General features: G+C 54.4%; 16 protein-coding genes and 1 tRNA gene. 9 read left to right on the forward strand and 8 right to left on the reverse strand.

Going from position 1 to position 22,022, the window contains the following annotated elements; genetic code table 11:
- Positions 1-156: 156 nt before the first annotated feature.
- The 4 genes from flgA (at position 157) to LVD14_RS13160 (ending at position 2,589) form a co-directional block, all read left to right on the forward strand.
- Positions 157-909 (forward strand): flagellar basal body P-ring formation chaperone FlgA, encoded by a 753-nt coding sequence (flgA, locus tag LVD14_RS13145; RefSeq protein WP_237134515.1) that lies wholly within the window; start codon positions 157-159, stop codon positions 907-909.
- A 145-nt stretch (positions 910-1,054) separates the two neighbouring features.
- The gene (gene flgM / locus LVD14_RS13150) at positions 1,055-1,381 is read left to right on the forward strand and encodes a flagellar biosynthesis anti-sigma factor FlgM (RefSeq protein WP_237134516.1); all 327 of its coding nucleotides are present in this window, start codon (positions 1,055-1,057) and stop codon (positions 1,379-1,381) included.
- Between the two features lie 9 nt (positions 1,382-1,390).
- Complete coding sequence (locus LVD14_RS13155) at positions 1,391-1,864, forward strand: flagella synthesis protein FlgN (RefSeq protein ID WP_237134517.1); 474 nt, start codon at positions 1,391-1,393, stop codon at positions 1,862-1,864.
- Positions 1,865-1,881: 17 nt separating this feature from the next.
- Complete coding sequence (locus LVD14_RS13160; protein ID WP_237134518.1) at positions 1,882-2,589, forward strand: flagellar brake protein; 708 nt, start codon at positions 1,882-1,884, stop codon at positions 2,587-2,589.
- Here the strand turns inward: LVD14_RS13160 and LVD14_RS15575 are convergent.
- Positions 2,586-3,911, reverse strand: a complete 1,326-nt coding sequence (locus LVD14_RS15575) for a TIGR04283 family arsenosugar biosynthesis glycosyltransferase (protein ID WP_317622724.1) — start codon at positions 3,909-3,911, stop codon at positions 2,586-2,588. The genes LVD14_RS13160 and LVD14_RS15575 overlap by 4 nt on opposite strands.
- A gap of 255 nt (positions 3,912-4,166) precedes the next feature.
- Between LVD14_RS15575 and LVD14_RS13175 the strand changes: the two genes are divergently transcribed.
- The 4 genes from LVD14_RS13175 (at position 4,167) to LVD14_RS13190 (ending at position 8,375) form a co-directional block, all read left to right on the forward strand.
- Positions 4,167-4,403, forward strand: coding sequence for a hypothetical protein (locus LVD14_RS13175; RefSeq protein WP_237134519.1), 237 nt, complete (start codon positions 4,167-4,169; stop codon positions 4,401-4,403).
- Positions 4,404-4,536: 133 nt separating this feature from the next.
- Positions 4,537-7,209 carry an MHYT domain-containing protein gene (locus tag LVD14_RS13180; RefSeq protein ID WP_237134520.1) on the forward strand — a complete coding sequence of 891 codons (2,673 nt, stop codon included), beginning with the start codon at positions 4,537-4,539 and terminating at the stop codon, positions 7,207-7,209.
- Positions 7,206-8,231, forward strand: coding sequence for an HD domain-containing phosphohydrolase (locus tag LVD14_RS13185; RefSeq protein WP_237134521.1), 1,026 nt, complete (start codon positions 7,206-7,208; stop codon positions 8,229-8,231). The genes LVD14_RS13180 and LVD14_RS13185 overlap by 4 nt, the downstream gene beginning before the upstream one ends.
- A gap of 67 nt (positions 8,232-8,298) precedes the next feature.
- Positions 8,299-8,375, forward strand: a tRNA-Arg gene (locus tag LVD14_RS13190).
- 330 nt (positions 8,376-8,705) lie between these two features.
- On the opposite strand, the gene LVD14_RS13195 is transcribed toward LVD14_RS13190, so the two are convergent.
- The 6 genes from LVD14_RS13195 to LVD14_RS13220 form a co-directional block, all read right to left on the reverse strand.
- Entirely contained in the window at positions 8,706-9,080 is a 375-nt protein-coding gene (locus LVD14_RS13195; RefSeq protein WP_237134522.1) for a 4a-hydroxytetrahydrobiopterin dehydratase, read from the reverse strand.
- Positions 9,081-9,176: 96 nt separating this feature from the next.
- The gene (locus LVD14_RS13200) at positions 9,177-9,827 is read right to left on the reverse strand and encodes a hypothetical protein (protein WP_237134523.1); all 651 of its coding nucleotides are present in this window, start codon (positions 9,825-9,827) and stop codon (positions 9,177-9,179) included.
- Positions 9,828-10,000: 173 nt separating this feature from the next.
- Positions 10,001-10,600, reverse strand: a complete 600-nt coding sequence (locus tag LVD14_RS13205; protein WP_237134683.1) for a trimeric intracellular cation channel family protein — start codon at positions 10,598-10,600, stop codon at positions 10,001-10,003.
- A gap of 4 nt (positions 10,601-10,604) precedes the next feature.
- Positions 10,605-12,752 carry an EAL domain-containing protein gene (locus tag LVD14_RS13210; protein WP_237134524.1) on the reverse strand — a complete coding sequence of 716 codons (2,148 nt, stop codon included), beginning with the start codon at positions 12,750-12,752 and terminating at the stop codon, positions 10,605-10,607.
- Entirely contained in the window at positions 12,749-15,082 is a 2,334-nt protein-coding gene (locus tag LVD14_RS13215) for a PAS domain-containing sensor histidine kinase (protein WP_237134525.1), read from the reverse strand. Before LVD14_RS13215 ends, LVD14_RS13210 begins: the two co-directional genes overlap by 4 nt.
- A 102-nt stretch (positions 15,083-15,184) precedes the next feature.
- Entirely contained in the window at positions 15,185-16,987 is a 1,803-nt protein-coding gene (locus tag LVD14_RS13220; protein WP_237134526.1) for an exo-alpha-sialidase, read from the reverse strand.
- Between the two features lie 137 nt (positions 16,988-17,124).
- On the opposite strand from LVD14_RS13220, the gene LVD14_RS13225 reads away from it, so the two are divergent.
- A complete protein-coding gene (locus LVD14_RS13225; protein WP_237134527.1) occupies positions 17,125-18,150 on the forward strand; it encodes a GGDEF domain-containing protein in 1,026 nt (341 codons plus the stop codon).
- Positions 18,151-18,213: 63 nt separating this feature from the next.
- Here the strand turns inward: LVD14_RS13225 and LVD14_RS13230 are convergent, their stop codons facing one another.
- Complete coding sequence (locus LVD14_RS13230) at positions 18,214-21,714, reverse strand: TonB-dependent receptor domain-containing protein (protein ID WP_237134528.1); 3,501 nt, start codon at positions 21,712-21,714, stop codon at positions 18,214-18,216.
- Positions 21,715-22,022 lie beyond the last annotated feature (308 nt).

Here is a 22,022-nt window from a genome sequence, read left to right on the forward strand (position 1 = left end):
GTGGCCTGGTTAAACCACACACAGGCTGGTTGCCCTGCTCTTCCCGGCAATGCTTAGCGGCATGTTTTTTGCTTTCTTTACTCCAGAAAGCAATATCAGACCAATTACGGCCCTTTTCAGGCCGTCGATGACAAAAAGCGTCAGGGTTTTGACAGTATGAAGCTTGTTAGCACTAATTTTTTCTCGCATACTGCCGTTATTAACGCAGTGGCGCGGCACTTATTTGCCGCCTTGATGCTGCTTTGGGTGCCAGTTTCAGCTTTGGCGCAGACATCATCGGGGGCACAGCAGCTGCTGGACGCTGCCTATCAGGCATTACAGTCAAACTGGTCGGATCAGGGCGATCGTGTAGAAATCGAAATGGCGTCCATTGATCCCAGGCTGCAGATTCCAGTGTGTCAGGTACCTCTGGAGAGCAGTCTCAACTCGCTGGGTTCCGGAAACACCGGAGGCCGGGTGACCGTCAGGGTTAGTTGTAGTGACAACGCCCCATGGACGCGCCATGTGGCGGCGCAGGTAAAGGTTTATAGAGAAATCGCTGTAAGCTCGAGAGCTCTGGAACGCGGTGTGCGCATCAACCCGCCGGACGTCGTGCTGGAAGAGCGGGATGTCAGCCAGATTCGCGGCCAGATACTCGAATCGACCGAGCCTGTAGTTGGACAGGTATTGCGGCGTTCATTGCGCCCGGGCGATGCGTTGACGCTGGACATATTAGAGGCCCCGACGCTGGTCAGGCGCGGCGAGACCGTAGTCCTCACGGCAAGCCGGGGTAGCGTCAGCATTCGTCATACTGGCACGGCGATGCAGGATGGACAGCAGGGGCGGCAGATACCCGTCCGCAATGACCGCTCGGGACGTGTCGTACAGGCCATCGTGATCGCTGAGGGCGAGGCAGAGGTGGTTTTTTGACGCGACACGACAAAAACACATCAAAAAGACTAAAGTTAGACATTTATCGGCCGTTACATTGGTCAGGAAGGTAATACTCTTTTTGAGAAGCTCGTTAAACGCTGTCTCCTGACAGCATCTGACAGCTAATTACAGGTATTTGATTATGGCTATTTCATCGATCGGCAATTCTTCATCTGCTCCGGACAGTCGCTCAACTGTCAAGCAGACTGACGGTCAGGCAGCCACTGGCGCCAACACCAGCCACAGCCGTACCGACTCTCAGGGCGAAGCTCAAAGCCAGGCAGTGGATGCTGTTTCGATCAGCAGCCGTGCCGCTGACCTGCAGGCGCTGGAAAGCAGCGTTCGTGCACTGCCAGATACTGACGCGGCGCGTGTCAGTGAACTGCGTGACAAGATTCAGTCCGGTAACTATTCAGTTGACAGCCTCCGGCTTGCTGACAAGATTCTGGCATTCGAGAAAAACCTGTAAACGGGCTGCATGAGCGACAACGAACTGCAGCACCTGCTGCAAGATGACCGCGAAAAACTGGATGCCTTGTACGAAGTACTTCAGGCGGAGCGCAGTTGTCTGGAAAAGCGGGACCTTGATCAACTCAACAGCCTGCTGCAGAAAAAACAAACGCTGCTGGGTGCCATCGAAAACAATGATTTCCGACGCCGGCAACTGCTACAGAAGGCTGGCCTGCCTGCCAGCCAGACCAGCCTGTCCCAGCTTAAAGCACTGCTCAAACAGAACAGTTCTCACGCGGTTGACCTGCTTGATGCAATTGAGCACCGGCTGCAACAATGCCGCGAATTGAGTGAAACGAACAAAATAATCGTGCACCGCAGCAAGCTTAATACCCAGCGTGCACTGGCGATCCTTCATGGCTCCCAACCGCTGGAGAATGTTTACAATAGCCATGGCACCACCGGTTCAAGCACCATCAAACGCGATCTTGGCAATGCCTGAATAACAACGGACATACCATGACAGGCAGTGAACGATACTACACTTCGGCGGGCGATATTTTTAGTGTGCTCAGGACATTGCAGGCTGACCGCTCTCCCATCAATATCCAGTTCCAGTCACTGACGACTCCGTTCAGCACTATCGTACTGCACGTCAATCTGCGCGAAAAAGTATTTCACCTCGATGAATTTTCACTGCCGGTTGCACACAAGCGGGCAATTGAGGGTGACCCATTTGCAATCTACGCTTCCATCAATGGCATCCGTGTTCACGCCAAGGACCTGGTGGTCAAACGGGTTGGCGTCGATCGCGACGGTGAATTCTACGAAGTCGCATTTCCGGAACGATTGCTTTATCTGCAGCGACGTGATGCATTCCGTGCCTGGGTCCCGACAACGATGTCAACAGACGTCGTTTTGACTCGTAAAAATGAACTTCCCAAGGTCAAAGGGCGGTTACAGAACATGTCGGCCACCGGATTCCGGGTTGTCGTGGAAGGAAGGCTCAAGCCAGACTTTGAAATGCTGGAGTCGATGCAGGCGAAAATGGAATTGGCTCTGGTTGAACATACCCTTGATTGCCCCGTCGAGGCGGTTTACTCACAATTCGCGCAGGAAACCAATCAGACTATCTGTGGATTCCAGTTCGGGAATCTGGGCCGCCAGGATCAGGTCAGCATTAACCGCTTTGTCACCCAGCTGCAACGCAACAGTATCGTCGATTAGCTTTCAGCCAGCAGCGCCTCCAACCTCGGCAGATCCTCAGGACGATCGACATCCCAGCGCGGTTCCAGCTCGGCCCATGATATCCCTGCCGACTTCAATCGCTGCCGGGTCTGCTCCATAACCTGACCGCTTCCCCACGTGATTTCTGAAAATAGTGCAGTCAGCGTCTCACTCGCAAGCGGTGCCGCCAAGCCGATAAGGACATAGCCTCCGTCCTCGGCGGGTCCCAGCACAACCGGCACACCCTGTCTCAGGCAGTCCAGTGCCCGCCTGATATATGGCAGGTCAACCGACGGACAATCCGAACCCACGATCACCACTGCTTCCATGTGCGCCAGCGTGTGCTGCGCAGCGTGTGCCATTCTCTCGCCCAGACTCGCGCCGGATTGATAAAAAACAAATCCCGCAGCTCCCAGCCCCTCAAAGAACGCCTCTTGCCCCGGTTCAGACGCCCACAATTGTGCCGGCAGCAGGGTTTGATGGCCCAGCTCCCGCCAGGCCCGTGCTATCAGCTGCTGATGCAGACGCAGCGCCCCTTCTTCCCCCAGTAATGGCTGCAGGCGTGTTTTAACCTGGCCCTGGCGTGGCGTCTTGGCAAATACCAATAACCTGGCGCGATCACATTCGTGACGGCGCATCTGGCCGTAATATCGCTGATGCAGTCTTGCGGGTGAGACACCCAATACGTACATCAGGCGCAGCCACCACATCAATCCGATGGTTTTCCAGAACCCATGCCGGTCCCATCGGCGCCCTGAGCTGATGGCTCTGGCCTTGATATTCAAGGGCCTGCCAAATCGGCGCAGCCGCTTGCTCAGGGCAATGTCTTCCATCAAGGGCAGATCAGGCATGCCTCCGACACGATCTAACAGCTCGAGCCTGACAAAGATGGCCTGGTCGCCCGTTGCCACTGATGTCAGCCGCGACCGCCAGTTCATCAGCCATGCAACCATCGGCAAGCCCCTGCTCTGACCATCGAGATGCACGTCAAACCGGCCCCAAAGCCGGCCACTGCTCTGCAGCCCTGAGGTAATCAGCTGCGCTGCCGCTTCCGGCAAAATTGTATCGATATGGAGGAATAACAGGATGTCGTGGCTGGCTAATTCGATGCCTGCTGCCATTTGTCGGGCACGACCTGGCGGTGTAGTGACAATTATATGATCAGCAACATCGCCCGCGACTTGCAAGGAGTCGTCATGACTGCCACCATCGGCAATTATCAACTCATGACCCGCCTGTTTCAGCCGATACAAAGCAGGAAGCTGGCGACGTATAGCCAGTGACTCGTTGAATACCGGAATGATGATACTGATCGCAGACACGCCGCGCAGATTACTCTGCCACGCAGCGGCTGTAAATGCTGATTTCCGTTGGGTGATTCAGCCTGTGTTCAGGACCGGATGCTGATAATCGGTGTTGTAAAGAAAATCAGCAAAAAAGTGTGTAACAGGGCTATGCGAAGGCAATATAAAGGCGGATAATACCGCGCCATTATCGGTCGCCGGCCACAAGCCAGCCACACCGAAATAAATTGGCTTTGCAGCCGTTCTCTTCATGAAAGACAACGTGTAGTAGCGATGAATCTGGAAAATTTTTATATCGTAGCGACTGACCCCGAAGAACCCGCACTTCAGGTCAACATCTCCGGCCCCTATCTGACCCGCAGAGCGGCCCAAGCCGACCTGGAAGCGGCTATTGATGAAGCCAGCGAGCTCGATCCCAGTGCCCGACAGTACCAGTACCGCATTTGCAAACTGGCCTGTCAGAAGCCTGGCGTCATACAGCACATGGCCTGCCACGCAGCCGCCCGCTAGCTCCGGATTTACACCCTGCGGAATTCAGACTAGTCTGAGCGTTTTTCCTCCAGATTAAACTTTGCGATACGTCTGCCGACGTAATTTTTATAGTATCGTGTGAGTTTTGTTTCTGGATTATCCGGAGCCTGTTTTGCTCAGTCTGTTTTCCATCCCAGCCGATCAGCGGTCACAACTACTGATGGGTCACCATCAATTTGGCCTGATGCTGCTGTCCCTGGTAGTTGCGATACTGGCTTCGGGCTTCGCATTGCAACTCGCCAGCATGAGTCGCAACGCACCCAGTCCAGCCAGTGCGCGCATCGCCCTGCTGTCAGGTGCAGTCACACTCGCCTTCGGCATCTGGGCAATGCATTTCATCGGTATGCTGTCATTCCAGCTGCCAATATCCGTCAGCTACGATCCTTTCCTGACGCTCGCCTCCGTCTTACCCGCTTTGCTTGCCTCAGCCATCGCGCTGTCCATCCTTTCCGCTTCACGACAGACGCTGCCCACCATCCTGCTCGGCGGCCTGCTGGTCGGAGCGGGGATTGGCGCAATGCACTACGTCGGCATGTTCGCGATGCGGATGGAGGCAGACCTTCGCTACGATCCACTTCTGTTCGGTGTATCAATCATTGTAGCGGTGGTGATGGCCATGCTGGCACTGTGGCTGCATTACGGCCTGCGCCGACTCTTGAATCTCGCGACCAGCACATCACTGATCCTGGGCGGCATTGGCATGGGCTTTGCCATTACCAGTATGCACTACACCGGAATGCTGGCCGCCCGTTTTGTTGGCCATGAGCAACTGACACTGGGCGTGACTGCAGACAATACACCGCTGGCACTCGGCATTGGCTTTGCCGTGCTGGCACTGACCGTAGTTGTAGCCGCCACGAATGGTGCCCTTCGTTATCGCGACCTATTAAATCAGGTACAGGACAGCGAGGCCCGACTGCTGGCTGATATTGATGAGCGCAAGATACTCGAACAGCATCTGCGCAGCGCACGCGATCAGGCCGAGCGAGCTGCAGAGGCGAAAAGCACCTTTCTTGCCAACATGAGTCACGAGATCCGCACCCCAATGAATGCCATCATCGGCTTCAGCGAATTGCTGCTGGATACGCCCCTGGACGAGCAGCAGTATCGCCATGCCAGAACCGTGCATCGCTCAGCACGCTCGCTATTGCGTCTGCTCAACGACATCCTGGACACCGCTAAACTTGAACGCGGCGCCATTGAGCTGGAAGCTCAGGCATTTTCTTTAAGACAGCTGTGTGAGGACACGGCCGAAGTCCTTGCTCTACAGGCAGAACATAAGGGCATCACACTGGAGCTGCAGTACCAGGCGTCCAGCGACGTTTACCTGGGCGACCCGCTGCGTGTCCGACAGGTGCTGCTGAACCTGCTGAGCAATGCAGTCAAATTCACCGAGCAAGGCGGCGTAGTCCTGCTTGTGAGTAGCACGGAAAAAGAAGTGTCGCTTTGTGTCATGGATACGGGCATAGGCATTGCTTCAGATCGACTGGAGGCAATATTCGATCCGTTTGCGCAAGCCGATGCGACCATGAGCCGCCGCTTTGGTGGTACCGGCCTCGGCACTACAATCGCTCTGCAACTGGCGCGATTGATGGGCGGCGACATTATGGCCGATAGCACCGCAGGCACCGGCTCAACGTTCACAGTCAAACTACCCCTGCCGAAGGCCAGCCTGCCCGAGGCTGAAGCGCGTAGCTTAGATCGCCAAAGTCAATCATTGCGAGTGCTGGCCGTTGACGACGTTCCTGAGAATCTGGAACTGCTGAAAATTACATTGCGCAATGCCGGGCACGAAGTGGTAACTGCCAGTAATGGCGCAGAGGCTGTTGAAGCGTATAAACAGATTAAATTCGACCTGGTATTGATGGACGTGCAGATGCCAGTGATGGACGGTCTGCAGGCCACAAAAGCCATTCGGGAACATGAAAGTGAAACGGGTCAACAGCCCACTGCTGTTATCGCCCTCACCGCCAGCGTCATGGACCGCGATCGCCAGGCAGCCCGCAACGCAGGCATGAACGGGTTCGCTTCCAAACCGCTGGATCGTGCGCAACTGAACGATGAAATCGAAAAAGTAATGGGACTCGGAACTGACGCTGGCCTTAACAACAATCTGCAAGGTCGATCAGCTGAAAAGTTAAACAACGATGTCATTCAGGCCAGCAACAAACCTGAGACGCGTCACTTCAACAGAGAAGCTGCGTGGCAGCGCTGGGGCTCCAATGAAGCACTGGGCAAAGCATTGCAATCGTTTGTCAGTAACCACCAGTCAGTGAGTAAAATGCTACGGCACCTGCTCCAGCACCGCGATCAAAAAAAGCTCTCGATGCTGCTGCACAAGCTCAAAGGAAGCGCGGGCAATCTTGGACTGGAGACCTTGTCCGCTCTGTGCCACAAGCTGGAATTCTCAGCAGCGCAGTCGGCTCCTGAAGGCGATCAGCAAAAGATCATGGACCAGATTGCAGACGAGCTGGAAAAAGTTGCAACAACGGCGCAGAGCGAAGCCACTACATCACCTGAGACCGCTGAGAAACCCAAACCAGCCGCTCTGGTTGAAGACTCCCAGAAATCGGGGCTGGACACTGCTACACATCTTGAGGCAATCAGCACGCTTCTCGACGATCTACGTCGTGGCGAGTTGAATGAAAGCAGCGTGCAGCAAGTCACGAAGGGATTAAATGCGTCGCTGCAACGTCAGTTAACTACTGCATTGGACAACTTTGATTTCGACACAGCCGTTGAAATCCTGAATACCGAAATGAATCAGCACGGTACTGCATCATGACTATCTCTGCCGATCGACCGACCCTGCTTCTGGTTGACGATGAACCCGTCAATTTACAGGTCCTTAGACAGGTTCTGCAGCAGGATTATCGATTACTGTTTGCCCGCGACGGTAGAAAGGCGCTGGAGCTGGCTGAAAGCGAACAGCCTGAGCTTATTCTGCTGGATGTGATGATGCCCGGACTGACCGGTTTCGATACCTGTCGGCAATTGAAGGCCAATTCGCAGACCAAACGAATTCCCGTCATTTTTGTCACCGCGTTGAACGACGAAGCCGACGAAACACAAGGCTTTGATTGTGGCGCTGTGGACTACATCACAAAACCCATCAGCGCGGCTATTGTCCGGGCGCGTGTAAAGACTCATTTATCACTGGTACACACCAACGAACTGCGCGAGACACGCCTGCAGATCGTGCAGCGTCTGGGCCTGGCAGCCGAGTACAAAGACAACGAAACTGGCCTGCACGTCATCCGCATGAGCCACTTCTCCCGAGTGCTGGCCAGAGCGGCTGGCTTCTCTGAGGCGGCACAGGAAGAGCTGCTGCACGCTGCCCCCATGCATGACATCGGCAAAATCGGCATACCTGACGCTATTCTGGCCAAACCAGGCAAACTGGACGCAACCGAGTGGGACGTCATGAAACAGCACCCCGTTATTGGCGCCCACATTATTGGCGAACAATCCACCGGCCTGCTGCACACAGCGCGTCAGATCGCCCTTTATCATCATGAAAAATGGGACGGATCAGGATATCCACACGGCCTGAAAGGCGAAGAAATACCCGTCGAAGCTCGTATCGTTGCGATTGCGGATGTGTTCGACGCACTCGTCAGCGCCCGCCCCTACAAACCAGCCTGGCCAGTGGAAAAAGCCGTCGCGCTGATTCGCGAAGAAGCTGGACGGCACTTCGACCCCGAGCTGGTCGAGCTGTTCCTGCAGCAGCTACCGGAACTCCTGGAGATAAAAGAGCGCTGGGCCGAACCGGAAACACCTGAGCCAGCCGCCGCCTCCTCCATGTAGGCCAACGCGCCCGAACTCCATGTTATACTTCGCCCGCTATCGAATATCCGCCGACCAAACCGAACTCGCCCCGGTGGCACAGCTGGATAGCGCGGCCCCCTCCTAAGGGGCAGGTCGCAGGTTCGAATCCTGCCCGGGGCACCAAATAAAAACGGGTCATCCATTTGGATGGCCCGTTTTTGTTTGTGCTCTGGGTAGCAGACGAGAACCTGCCGGTTCGACAAAATTGTCTGGAACAATTTTGGACGCAATCGTATGCGCCCGGAGGGTGAGGCCCAGGGATGGGCCGAATCACAAAATTGTCTGGAACAATTTTGGACGCAATCGTATGCGCCCGGAAGGTGAGGCCCAGGGATGGGCCGAATCACAAAATTGTCAGGGACAATTTTGGACGGCTGCAAGCCGCCCGAAGGGCGAGCACCAAGGATGGTGCGAGTCAATCCTGCCTTGGAAATAAACTCATTTACAGCCTGCTTAAGTCCCCTCTCCGCCCGAATAAACCAAATCAGTCTTGGCAGCCATAATATAATCATTCCGGCGCAAGCCACCAGCAGTGTGCGTCCACCAGGACACTGTCACCCTGCCCCACTCTATCAGCAGCGAAGGATGATGGTTTTCTTTCTCTGAGATATCTTTTACGTAGTTAGCGAACTGAATCGCCTCAACAAAATTCCCGAATCGGTAGGTTTTGACGAGCTTTCGCACGCCTGACTCAGGCTCCCTGCTCCAGCCGGACAGGTCACCGAATAGTTTATCCTCTTCAGTCAGGTCCATCTCTTCCGTCTGGCGTTCACAGGGCTCGCACTTCTGGCGGCCAAGATCACTATCCTTATCATTACCAGTCATCATGTCTACTACCCCTATTGGGCTTGCGATTCATTTACTGACAATACCTAAGGGCTATGCTGCCCAACGCCAAGGGGCGCCGGGCAGCAGTGTTGAAGCTTATGAATTATTGATCGTAGCGATGTTCTCGGCCACGAACAAATGATCTTCGAACATTTCCTCAGTCATCGTGCCGCTGATGACAACTTCATCGCCAACATCGAGCTGAAGATAACCCACATTATCCAGAGCGTCATAACCCAGCTCGTCAACTTCGACGATCATCAAACGACCGTCAGAGTTCAGGACAATTTCCTCCTCCAGAGGCTCAACCGCAGTGATGGTGCCCTGAATGGTCGCGTCACCATCCATGATCGGGTCTACGACAGTAACAATGGGGTCAAAGAAGGCAAATGACTCCTCATCAACTGGGCTGGCGTAAAAATAGGAGTTTATAGACTCAACGTAAACGCTACTTGCCTCGATTGTGGTCATCTCAAAGAAATCGTCATCAATCAGGCCATTGACCACTACTTTGTCGCCTTCCATCAACTTGTACCCATCTGCATCACGATCACCATCATCCATTTCTACTGTGACAGAAGCGCGCCCATAGTCCAGCAGAAATGAGTCTGCAGTGACTGACTCGACCGTGCCACTCAGGCTGATCCAGGTGTCGTCTGGCTGCAGATAAGGGGATTGTGATTGGGCTGCAGCTGCAGCAGAAAACATAAGGGCACTAACAGCACTCATTAGCTTAAAATTTTTCATGACAACCTCCTATCGTCTTTAAACGATTATTGGAACTAATGGTTTGTCAATAAAAATCCTTACAAGAAATATTCTCATTGTCAAATCTTCGAAAAATTCTGTTACAACTCGAATGTGCCCAGCTGCCCTCCCGCTTCTTCCTGGAACAAAACGATGAATTACTGGTCAAAAGTCTAGCGAAACGTAGGTAAATGCAGATCCCAGCGCAAAGCTGCTATACGAAGCACAACTACCAGCGCACCCCCGACCAGAAACGCAATCTGCTGTGACACACCAATTGCCTGCAAAACAAGATACAGACTCACGCCTGCAATGGCGGCTGATGCATAAATCTCACGTTGCAGGATCAATGGAATACGCGCGGTTACCACGTCTCTCAGAACACCGCCGGCGACTCCCGTCATTGTGCCCATCAGCACGACAATCAGTGGAGGCACCTCTGCCAGCTCGGCAAGCCTGGCGCCTGAAAGTGCAAACAGCGCGAGACCAAAGGCGTCGGCAACACGCAGGCTCATTACCGGTGGTGGGCGGAATCTTACATAGGCAACGGTAAGCAATGCGGAAATAATGATCACCAGCAAATAACTGACATCTGCAATCCAGAAGATGGGGTGCCGATCAAGCAGGACGTCGCGCAAGGTACCGCCGCCAACTGCGGTCATAGTCGCAACAACGATCACACCCAGGATATCAAGGGCGCGGTCCCGAGCAGCCAGGACACCGCTGACGGCGAAGACTGCAATGCCGACAAGATCCAGAATGTAAAACAGCATCACGCTACTCGCTACGGATCACTCGAGCGGCCTCTGAAGCGCGCAGGACCAACTCCTGAACGGTATCAGCACCATCCAGAACAGACCACCCCACTGTGTAGTCGATGGTGTGCTCCTGCACGCTGACTCTATGATGCATGGCGACACGGGCCAACAGTCGATGATGATCGGGCGGTGAAACATCAACCATCAATACTACAAAATCATCATCTCCGTAGCGGGCCATCAGGTCTGACTTGCGGAATGTGTCCTTGAGCACGCGACAGAACTCCAACAAAGCTCTGTCACCTGCCACTGGACCATGATCCTCATTGAATTTCTTGAAGTTCACAAGATCAAATAAAAACAAAGTAGCGTGAGTACCGGCATCCTGAGCCAGCGCCAGCACATCGCGCGCACGCGCATTAAAGCCGCGTCTATTTAACAGGCCTGTCAAAGTGTCACGGTGCGCCACATAGTCTGAGGTCAGCTCATTCTCAAGCATCTGTGCCAGTCGTTCCAGCTTCCACTTGCCACCCTCATTGAGTGTTCTCGGTTTACGATCGATCAGACACAGTGTACCCAGCCTGGCGCCACTGCCCGCATGAATTGGGCTGCCCGCGTAGAAGCGTATGTAAGGCTCGCCGGTAACCAGTGCGGTCCCCTGGAATCGCTCGTCGGTCGTGGCATCGGCAACCACCATCACATCGTCCCCACAGATAGCATGAGAGCAGAAGGAAACGCTGCGAGGAGTTTCGCGCGCTTCCAGACCGTGTGACGATTTGAACCACTGGCGTTCACTGTCTACCAGGCTGAACAGGGCAATCGGCACATCAAACAGCCGTGCAGCCAATGCCGTCACCCTGTCGATTCGTTCATCTTCTTCGCTGTCCAGTATTTTGAGTGACCTCAAAACCTGCAAACGATAGGCTTCATCCTCATTACGCCCCGCACGCAGCCAATCCAATACCGCATCACCGGGCATCGGGCGCGCGACATGAAAGCCCTGCGCCAGGTCGCACCCCATATTGCGCAGATACTCAAGTGTTTCAGCTGTTTCAATACCTTCTGCGGACGCATAGAGCCCCAGGCCGTGACCCAGTTCTATGATTGCCTTGATGACGGTACGCGACTCTTTGGAGCTGGCAGCCGTCATCACAAAAGACTTGTCGATCTTGATCTCAGAAAACGGCAGGCGAGCCAGCTGGACCATGGAGGAGTAGCCCGTACCAAAGTCATCGATCGAAAGGTGGAAACCCTTCATCCGCAAACGGGTAAGGATATCCAGAGAACTGATTGGGTCGTCCATGGCGCAGGTTTCGGTCAGTTCCAGAATTATTCGCTCGGGTGCAATACCCAGACTCTGGCAATAATCGTCCATTTGTTCAAACAACTTCAGATTACCCAGGGAACTGGCAGAAATATTGAGAGACAGCGTAACGTTCTTCAGGCGTCGGCGCAGGTAATCATTGTCAGCCGTTTTTTCAAGCGTGCCAGGCAGTGCAGCCAGCCAGCTGAGCGCCTGCTGCATGACGGTCTCAGTCAGCTCATCAATAAGATCATATTGCTCAGCCAGCGGTATAAATTCATCTGGACCTACTGTTCCACGATCTGGATGCTGCCAGCGTGCCAGTGCTTCAAATCCCGCCAGTGTGCTGTTGCGGCAATTAACCTTGGGCTGATAAACCACGTAGATCTGGCCCTGGGAAATTGCATTGCGCAGGTCGTCGACGCTGATCTTATTTTCCTGAGCCCCCTGATTGCTCCCGGGTTCAGTATTCTCGTGCCAGTCTTGGCGTTTTGGAGCCTTCAGGAAGGATGTCAGACTGGCGGCCGAGAACGGTTTCGGAAGCACACCCGCAATCCGCAGACCGTGCTCAGAGGCAGACCTTGCTGCGGCCTCGAGCACTCGCCCACCAACACCACTGGTGATCACAATATCCGCTTCACATCCCATGCGCGAGAGCTCAACCATGACCTGAACGCCGTCCATATCCGGCATCACAAGATCCAGAGCAATATAATCAGGCGCCCACCGCTGCACTATCTCGAAAAACTCACTGGGACTGTCCGTGCTTCGAGTTTCGACACCGACTGAGCTGGCGATGGATACAATAGTTTTCGCTGTCAGCGGATCGTCATCGAGAATCAATAGTCGGATACTTCGTGTCACCACTTCGACCCCTCTGCGTTCACTAAGCCATCCAGTTTTTGCGCCAGATCAGCGCGTCGCCAGGGCTTGCTCAATAATAATGTTCCGGCAGGCAATTGCCCTGGGGCACCGGACTCCTGATCGAACGCATCTTCTGTGTAGCCAGAGGTAAACAGCACAGGCAGGTCGGGTCGAATTCTGATAGCCTCTCGTGCCAGCTCGGGGCCGTTCATCCCATCAGACATCCTGACATCAGTGAACAACAGATCCACCGGCGTACCTGCTGCCAAACGCTGCCTCAACACGTCCAGCGCCTGTTCACCATGATTGGCCGACAAAACCTGATAACCAAGTTCGCGAAACTGACGCTCGGCGTACTGCAGGACCAGCTCGTCATCCTCAACAACCAGCACGACCGGTTTACGTTCCGCTACTTTAGGTGAGTTACCACTTTGTAGCCTTTTCTGCTGTTGGTCAAGACCAATTGCATCAATATCTGCTACCGGTAACAGCAAGTGAATCACGGTACCCACCCCGGGGCTGGACTGAATGTCCAGATATCCCCCGGATTGCTTTACAAATCCGTAGACCATACTCAGCCCCAAACCTGAACCCTCGCCATTTCGCTTGGTTGTAAAAAATGGATCGAGCGCATGGCGCCTTACATCCTCTGTCATACCCTGACCATCATCCTCAACCGCTATTGCCACCCAATTCTCTGCATCAAGTTCTTTTTTTACCAAAGTCATTGATTCCGCACTGGCAGAGCTGGCAACGATCCTGATACACCCATTGTCAGCTATCGCGTCGCGGGCATTCAGACATAAGTTGAGCAGAGCATGTTCAAGCTGGCCGGGATCTATCATTACCGCTGGTATTTTATCCTTAATGACCAGCTCTAACTTGACGCGAGCGGGGATCACTCGCCGGACCAGTGGTTGAATACTGTTGATCAGATCCACCACATCCGTGGCCTGAGGCTCCAGGGATTGACGGCGCGCGAATGCCAGCAATCGCTGCACCAGAGCTTCAGCTTTCTCACTGGCCTGACGAATCATGTCACTCATATCGGCCAGTTCCGGATTATCTTTGAGCGCTTCAGTAAGCAGCTCGTTATTACCCTGAATCACAGTCAGCAGATTGTTGAAATCATGCGCCATACCGCCGGTCAGTTCACCCACTGTCTGCAGGCGCTGCGCGTGACCCAACTGTTCGGCCATTTCATTGCGCTCTGTCACATCGCTCATACCGCCAACAAGGCGCAATGCCTGACCACTCTGATCCCGCACAACGCGCATGTGCTCCTCAATCTCCGCAATGCTGCCGTCCTGACGTACGAACCGGTAGTTCATCATCAATTCTTCCGTATCACCGCGAACGGCACCCCACAGCGTGTCGAGTACTCTGTCACGGTCTTCAGGATGCACGTGCGAGGTCCACACAGTGGGATCGCTCATCATGTCTTCACGTTCATAACCGAACAGCGTATTGACACCCTGATTCCACCAGATGACGTTATTGACAATATCCCAGTCGGAGATGGCATCAACAGTTGTACTGGCAACATGTTCGAAACGTTCGGCAAGCCGGTAGAGATCATCTATATCAATGGCCGAACCACACCACTTGATGATCAGTCCGTCCGCATCTTTCACTGGCGTACCCTGCACCAATAACCAGCGCCACTTACCGTCGTGTCGCTGGACGCGAACCTCCAGTTCATATTCCTTGCCCTCTGCAATGACTTCCGGCCACTTGGCCATGACAAGGGGTTTATCGTCGGGATGAACGCTGCCAAGCCAGCCAGCGTGGTTGATCAGATCTTCTCGCTGGCGACCGGTGTAGCGTGCAAAGGCCCGATTCACAAAATCGATGCCACCTTCTGCGGTAGCAGTCCATATGGTCTGCGGAATGGCATCGGCAAACAGTTGAAACTGTGAGCTGTACTGAAATGGTGAGAGTGGGTTGTCCGGAGATGGCGTCAACTTTTTCAGGTTGCGATATTCCCTGCGCCACTGATGTTTTTCCATACGACTGCGCCGCAGACGAATTATGACGTATGATGTCAGCGCTGTCAGGGCTACTAGCTCGGTGATGGACATCAGACGATTGGTCAGCCAGTAGCGCATCGGCAGGCCTTCTGGCGACAACCAGATACCCAGCGCAGTCAGTGCGATCGACAGACCGGCCAGCGTCCACATGAATCTGAGGCTACCAGTAAAAGCAGCCAGTAGCACGCCAATCAGATACAGATCACCGTGCGCAAATCCCAACGGTGTCTGGGAGTCCAGCCCAAATACCGCAATCAGACTTAGCACGCTGGCAATCTGCAACGGCCGTATTTTGATCAATTTCTAACACCTGCCTTCCCGGCACGTGCTTCTGCTGCACGTAATCGGATACCAGACTATCTGTCCAGCATCCTAACACGTGTCGTGCAAGTGACTATAGCCCTAGAGTGGCAGCGCCAGATAGCGGTTGAAGCCTGATCCGCCCTGCGATCCAGCGTCATAGACAAAGCCGTAGACAGCCTGCTGACTGCCTTGACGATGCACCGAACCACGCAGCCAGCCAGCGTCGACTCCCTCAACTATAGGCTCTGGCGCACTCCACTCCCCAGGCTGTGATGATCGCGTGTGGTAGATGTCCCGGCTTGTCTCATCGATAAAAATCAGATGCAGGGTGCCTTCATGTTGTATCACATCAGCACCGACCTGGTCGGAATCAACTGCGCCGCTGACAACAGCCCGCTCAGTCACGCGAACGGCAGGGCCCAGATCTTGTAATGCTGACAGTCGTCGTTCGTACAACAGCCCAGAACTCTCGCGATAAACGATAACAACGTCACCATCAGGCATCGCGACCAGCGGCAGGATGGCACCAACGTCCCGCTCACGCGTGCCGATCTGATCTGAAAGCCGCTGCGGCACCGATAGTTGCCCCTGGTTATCCAGTACGCGGACAAAAGCCCGCCCATCGGCAGACGTGTATCCCAGGACCACTGAATCGCTGGCAGTAGTCAGCAAGACCGCACCCGAGAACACAGGCATACCGACAGCGTCGGGATTGACGGGGTTTGCTGGCTGCCATTCTCCTGTCGACGAGCGCACCTGCCAGTAGAGCCCAGTGGCGCTTCCGTACACCGCTACCAGGCTGCCGTCACTGCGGGCGACAACATCTGCGACCTGCGTCGGTGGCTCAGACGGCTGAGCAATGGTTTCGGTGGTCACTACCCAGGTGTCAGGCTTAGCCAGGCCATCGCTCATCTCAAAGGCATGATGAACAACTTCATCACTGGTCTGATGAATAATGTGGATGGTGTTGCCGACCTGCACGGAACCAACACCCTCCAGATCGCCCAACGACGGCCGTGAGTCGCCGTCCACTTCGAACCAGCTGCGACCGTCATCGACCGACTTGACCATCATGAAGCGATTGTCTGTTTCGGATGGTTCCATAATGAAATATAGGTGTCCCGTTGCAGACTGGTATGGTCCAAGACGTGCCGGTGTCTCTACAAAGGTACCGCCTAAATGACCGGCCCTGGAGCGAAGTATGACCGGCGCGGGCTGCCTGCCTCCCAGCACCTGCCCCATGCCGTCCACAAGTCTGAACTCAAAACGCTCTTCATCCTCTGCAAAGCTGGGTCCGTCGGAAAAGCGACGAATGACCAGTGGCCACTCCCATTCCAGCGCGTCACCTGTTGTACGCCAGACCGGCGTCACGGCAGTTGCACTCAATGCAATTGCTTCATCCCATTCAAGCTCAGGGTCGCCCAACAAGCGCTCAGTCTCCTCACCAGCCTGATAGGCAGTCGCTGACAGGGTAGAGACCATGGGTGTGGCAAACGCCGGGTAGGGAAACTCAGCCATGCCAACTGGCAACCACTGACCATTGCCTCTTCGATACTGGAGTCTCAACTCGTGACCATGATCCGGAGCCGTTTTTGCGACTGTTTGTACTCGCAGACGAAAAGGATAATCGTAAAAAAGCTCAGCCGGTTGATTCTCTGCCGCAGCCCAGCCTGTAGCGCTGTTGAGAGGTGTATCAAAATCAATTCGATAACGGGAGGCCAGAACACGCAGCTCAGCAGATGGCTCGCCTACTGTCGATTGGGAAGATGAGTACTGACAACTGTTTATGCCAATCGCGCACACCAGAGCAAGAACCATATGAGCCAGCTGTCGGGGCAGTTTTCTGACTTCTCCGTGAGCTCGACGAACTGGCTTAAATGTCGCAGCTGTCCTTTTAATCATAATCACCACAAATGCTCCTGCCCCAAAAATATAGCTGGCAATGCTAGCAAAGACCACATGACGAATTCGTGACGGAGGCAGACTCATCAACTCAATGTGTTACATTACAGACTTATTCGACATGCAGTAGATTTATTATGTTGAAACAGACAGGACGTTTCACTGGCGCCAGCCGTCATCAGGCTCGCCTGATCTATGTTGTGCTGATATTGATGACGCTCTACTTCAGCGTGATCGGGACGCTCAACGTAGTGGTCTTCCAGGACTATCTTGTCGCCGCTCTGGATTACACTGGCGCAGTCGCAGTGACAGCTGTGCTTGTGTATTTTCACCGCAGTACACAACTCGCAGTCGCTTCCTGGCTGGTTGTCGGGGTATTGATTACCGTGATGCTCAGCTTCGTACATATGGCCGATGGGCGTGCCTATTCGCTGATGTGGGTAACGCTGCTGCCGCCTGTCACCTTTTTTCTGCTTGGTCGTCATGCCGGTGCGTGGATATGCGGATTGATATTTACGTATGTCTGCACCTTTGTGTATCTGCGATTGCCTTACTGGCCGCCTGCCGAAGTGACTATTGGCAGCCTCCTGAACATTATCGAAGTACTGACCGCGCACTGGTTTCTGTTTCGCCTCTATGAGAGGTCGCGCGCTGAAGCCTTCGCGGAGCTAGAACATCTATCTACAACCGACCCGCTGACCGGCCTTCTGAACCGCAGCCGGCTGGACACCGTGCTACAACAGGAAATCGATCGGCATCAGCGCAGTGGTCAGCCGCTGTCAGTGGTCCTTTGTGACCTTGATCATTTCAAGCGCATCAACGACAAGTACGGACACCTGACAGGTGATCAGGTGCTTGTCGAAACAGCCGCCTTGATCCGCGAGAGCATGCGAAAAACTGACCACAGTGGTCGTTGGGGTGGCGAAGAATTTCTCTTGATCTGCCCGGACACCAGCACTGACGCCACGCACACGATCATAGACAAGCTGCGCAGGGCTACGGCAGACGCTTCCCTGCCACACGCTTTGCAGATCAGTCTCAGCTTTGGGATCGCGACCTGGCGTGCATCCGAATCCAGCGACCAGTTGCTGAAGCGCGCAGACGACGCACTCTATGAAGCAAAGCGCAGCGGGCGCGACCGTATAGTTCTTGCCCCGCAATAAAAAAGGCCCGTCGCAACGGGCCTTTTTTTAACTTCAGACACCTGGCTGTGTCACTTACACCGATTAGAACTGCAGCAGTGCACGTGCATACAGGCGACGACCGCGACCATCGAACACACCAGCATCATAATTGATGGCACCTGACTCTCGGTACGGCAGCGGTGCATTGAAGGCATCGAGCATACCAACAGTGAAGATGGTGGTTCCCAGGTTCTGGTTGGCCCACTCGTGGGTGTAATTGTACTGAAGATCAACACTGCTGTAGCTGCCGATCGTACGGCTCATGACAGCACGAACCTGATCATTGGCAGTAGCAAAGGTGTTGTCGTAAGCCAGATCCTCATAAGATCCGATAAACCGGGTGATGATCGACACGCCATGATTGGCGCTGTTGTTCATCCAGCTAAGAGCCACATTTCCTTTGTGGTCTGGCAGCGAACGAACCAGGTTGCCGTCGCCAGTTGTACCTGCAGCGTCAAATACACCTGTCTCCAACAGACCCAGTTCCAGACCGGGCACATCTTTCAGTGTGTACTGATTGACAAAGGTGTAGTCCATACCCACGCGGAAACGACCCCAGTCATTGGTCCAGGAGTAGCTGGCCTTGAAGTCAACACCGTCAGAGATGATGGTGCCGGCATTGATGGTCGACAGTTGCGTTGTTGTCAGCGCGCCTGTGGACACACCGAATGTACGCACGACGCCCTCAATCTGGTACGCGGCCGGGTTAACTACGCAGTCCAGACGCGAGCCGGCCTTGACGTCGGTAAAGCCCGTCTGACCACCCGGATTGCCCTGGGTGTTCGGGTCTGTACCCCACTGGGCAGCCAGCGCCACAGGATCACAAGGTGTCAGCTGTTCCAGGTTAGCCCAGGGACCAGTGCGGCCGGAGGGGATGGTTCCGTTAAGTACATAGTTCTTCGGATCGGCTGCGGCCTGCTTGAACAACTCCAGCTCGTCAGCAATCGCCGAGATACCCGGTTGTGGCAGTACCTTGTCGGTCAACTCGAAACGCCAGAAGTCGGTGGTTACACTGAGTCCTTCCAGGGCACCGCCTGGCGTCCAGATAAAGCCGGCACTGAAGGTGTCCGCGTACTCATTACCAACATCCGGAGCAGGGCCACCCAGGGTGTAGGTAAAGTTGGGCAGCGCATGTTCATTGCTGACCGGCAACAGGCCCGCCCGCACCGCCTGGTTACGCAGCGGGTCACGGAAGGTATTGCTTGAAGACTCCAGACCCTCTTCCACGATTCCCACGTTAGGGGCACGGAAAGACTGGGAGAACGAGCCTCTCAGCAACAGGGAGTCCAGTGGTCGCCAGCTGGCTGCAATTTTTGGCGTGATTTCGCTGCCGATATTGCCGCCGTAGTCTTCATATCGAAGCGCGATCTGAGTTTCGACATTTTCGATCACAGGCAGCGACAGTTCGGCAAACACAGCAGAAACGTTTCTGTCGTTACTGTAGTTGAAGATACATTCCGAACACTCAAAGTTGTTACTTACATAATGCGTGGTATTGGGCTGGCCGTTTCGGCCCCACTCAAGAATCGCGTTTGCCAAGCCTGGCTGGTTCATCAGCGGCGCATTCGACTTGTTGTTCTGCATACGGTACTGACCACCCACCGCGAACTGGGACATACCGCCGCTCATCTGCACCAGGTCACCGGTCAGCACGGCGTCAATCACACCCAGTTTATTGCGTTTGTCGGCACGCTTGATGGTCGGGTTCATCCAATCCATCAACTCATCACTGTTGGCCAGTGCTGGGTTGGTCATGGACGTCAGGAAGGGGTTGTAGAACATACAACCATCTTTGCCCTGGTTATTACTGGTCAGAGCCAGCGAGAGACTTTCACGCGTGGTGAAGACGAAGCCCGGGAAAAATGTCTGCGTGTAGCCTTTATAATAGGCCTGGTTACTGACATTCCACATGGTCGGTATAGCGCCGCCGAAGGGGCCTGGCTCATCACGGAAGTTGAAAGTGGATATACCATTCGGCGTACAGTTGGGGCCGCCCAGGCCATTCACAGCCAACTCGGCACGATCACGCTGGAAAGTCTGATACTCCTGTTCGAAGCTGGTGCCGCTCCAGGAATAGCTGACGTCGTAGTTGAAGCGCCGGTCGTTCATGGCATAAAACTCGCCTTTCACACCAGCCTGCACACCCAGCGTATGGGTCTCAGTGATGTTGGAATTGCCGCCCATGCGTGGCGTGTTGCCGCGTTGCACGCTGGCGTAGAACGGCACATTCAGACCGCCATTGGCCAGGGCGTTGGGTGCATTCGGGATGCTGGTCGGACGTGTCAGGCCAGCTTTCCCTGCATAGTAGCCAAGCTCTGCCGTCATACCGATGGCATATCCACCAAACGCCGGATTGCCGGCATGAGAGCCCGGGGCCGCCAGAAAGACTGTCGGACCACGCGACCCATTAGCACCTGAGTCAGAACGCTCAATGGTGGTATCGGAATACTGGAAGAATGAATAGAACTCTGCTTTGTCACTGAACACATGGTTAAAGGCACCGGCAATGCTGTCACGCTCGGAACCAACCTGCAGGAACTCCCAGTCGTCAGTAAACTCGCGGCAGGTGCCACTGTTTGAGCCGCGACGATCCGTTCGCGTACCGGTAAAGAAGGGAGTGCCATCAGCAGAAGTCAGGTCATCGCACAGGGGGTCGGTAAGCACAGTATTGGAGCTGCCGCCCTCGGCGATGTTGCGCTGGGTGATTGCCTGGTTCAGGTAAGCGGTATTGATGCGCGAACCAAATGCAGGGTTGGCCATGGTGGCACTGATGTTGCCAGCCATTGAACCGACCACACCTGTGTATTCGACGTGCTCATTGTAGAAACGTCCATATTTTACTGGCACTGGATCACGTCGGAAGACTTCGCCTGAAATCACAAAGTGGGTATCGCCGCTATCACTGGCCCAACCCCAGATCGCACTACCCGTGCGGTCCTGACGATTGGTGGCGCTGTCCAGAGCTTGCACATCACCGTAAATCTCCAGGCCTTCGAACTCGGTTCGCATGATGACGTTGACCACACCTGCTACGGCATCCGAACCGTAGAGTGCCGAGCCACCATCAGTCAGAACCTCTACCCGCTCAACCATGACCAGCGGGATCGTATTGATATCGACGAACTCGCCACCGCTGCGGGTAACGGTAGCTGCGGATACCTGGCGCTTGCCGTTGACCAGTGTCAGTGTTGAGTTTTCACCCAGGTTGCGCAGGTTGACGTTGGCGGTACCGGACAGTGCCTGACCCTCGCCCGCGCCTTCGTTGGTAAATGAACCTGAGTTAATCTCCAGATTCTTGATGACATCCCAGACCTGGGCCGCGCCCTGGGCTTCGATGGAGGTACGATCTACAGTGGTGACGGGGGAAGGCGCATCGAGTGGGCTGCCACGCAGGTAGGAGCCGGTGACAATAACTTCTTCTACTTCGACTTCGCTATTCTGGCTGTTCTGGGTCTGAGCCATGACAGGCAGGCAGGTAGCCCCCGACACGACACCGATCATTAAAGCCAGGGACTTCTTACGGAAACCAGGCGATTTTGCCATGGAATATCTCCCTGTGATTCTTATTTTGGGAGGCGTGACTGCTGCTTAACGCCGCTTTAGCTCTAGCAATTCGGCACTACTACTGCACCATAACGGCGCCGGAAAATAGAGAGAATTACGTCAAACTGCGGTCGATTGTAGCTAGCAGCTACAAGAAATAGAAGAGATTTATAGCATTGACGTTAAAAATTCATGAGTTCTATAAAAAGTCTTTGCACGTCACGACCTTAGGATACTAAGTAACTGTTTTAAAAGATTAAAATAGTCGACCTGGCTGTGGTTGAGATCGATAGCTTTACAGGCGAGAC

The sequence above is a fragment of the Pseudohongiella sp. O18 genome (assembly GCF_021729085.1).
Taxonomy (GTDB): Bacteria; Pseudomonadota; Gammaproteobacteria; order Pseudomonadales; family Pseudohongiellaceae; genus Pseudohongiella.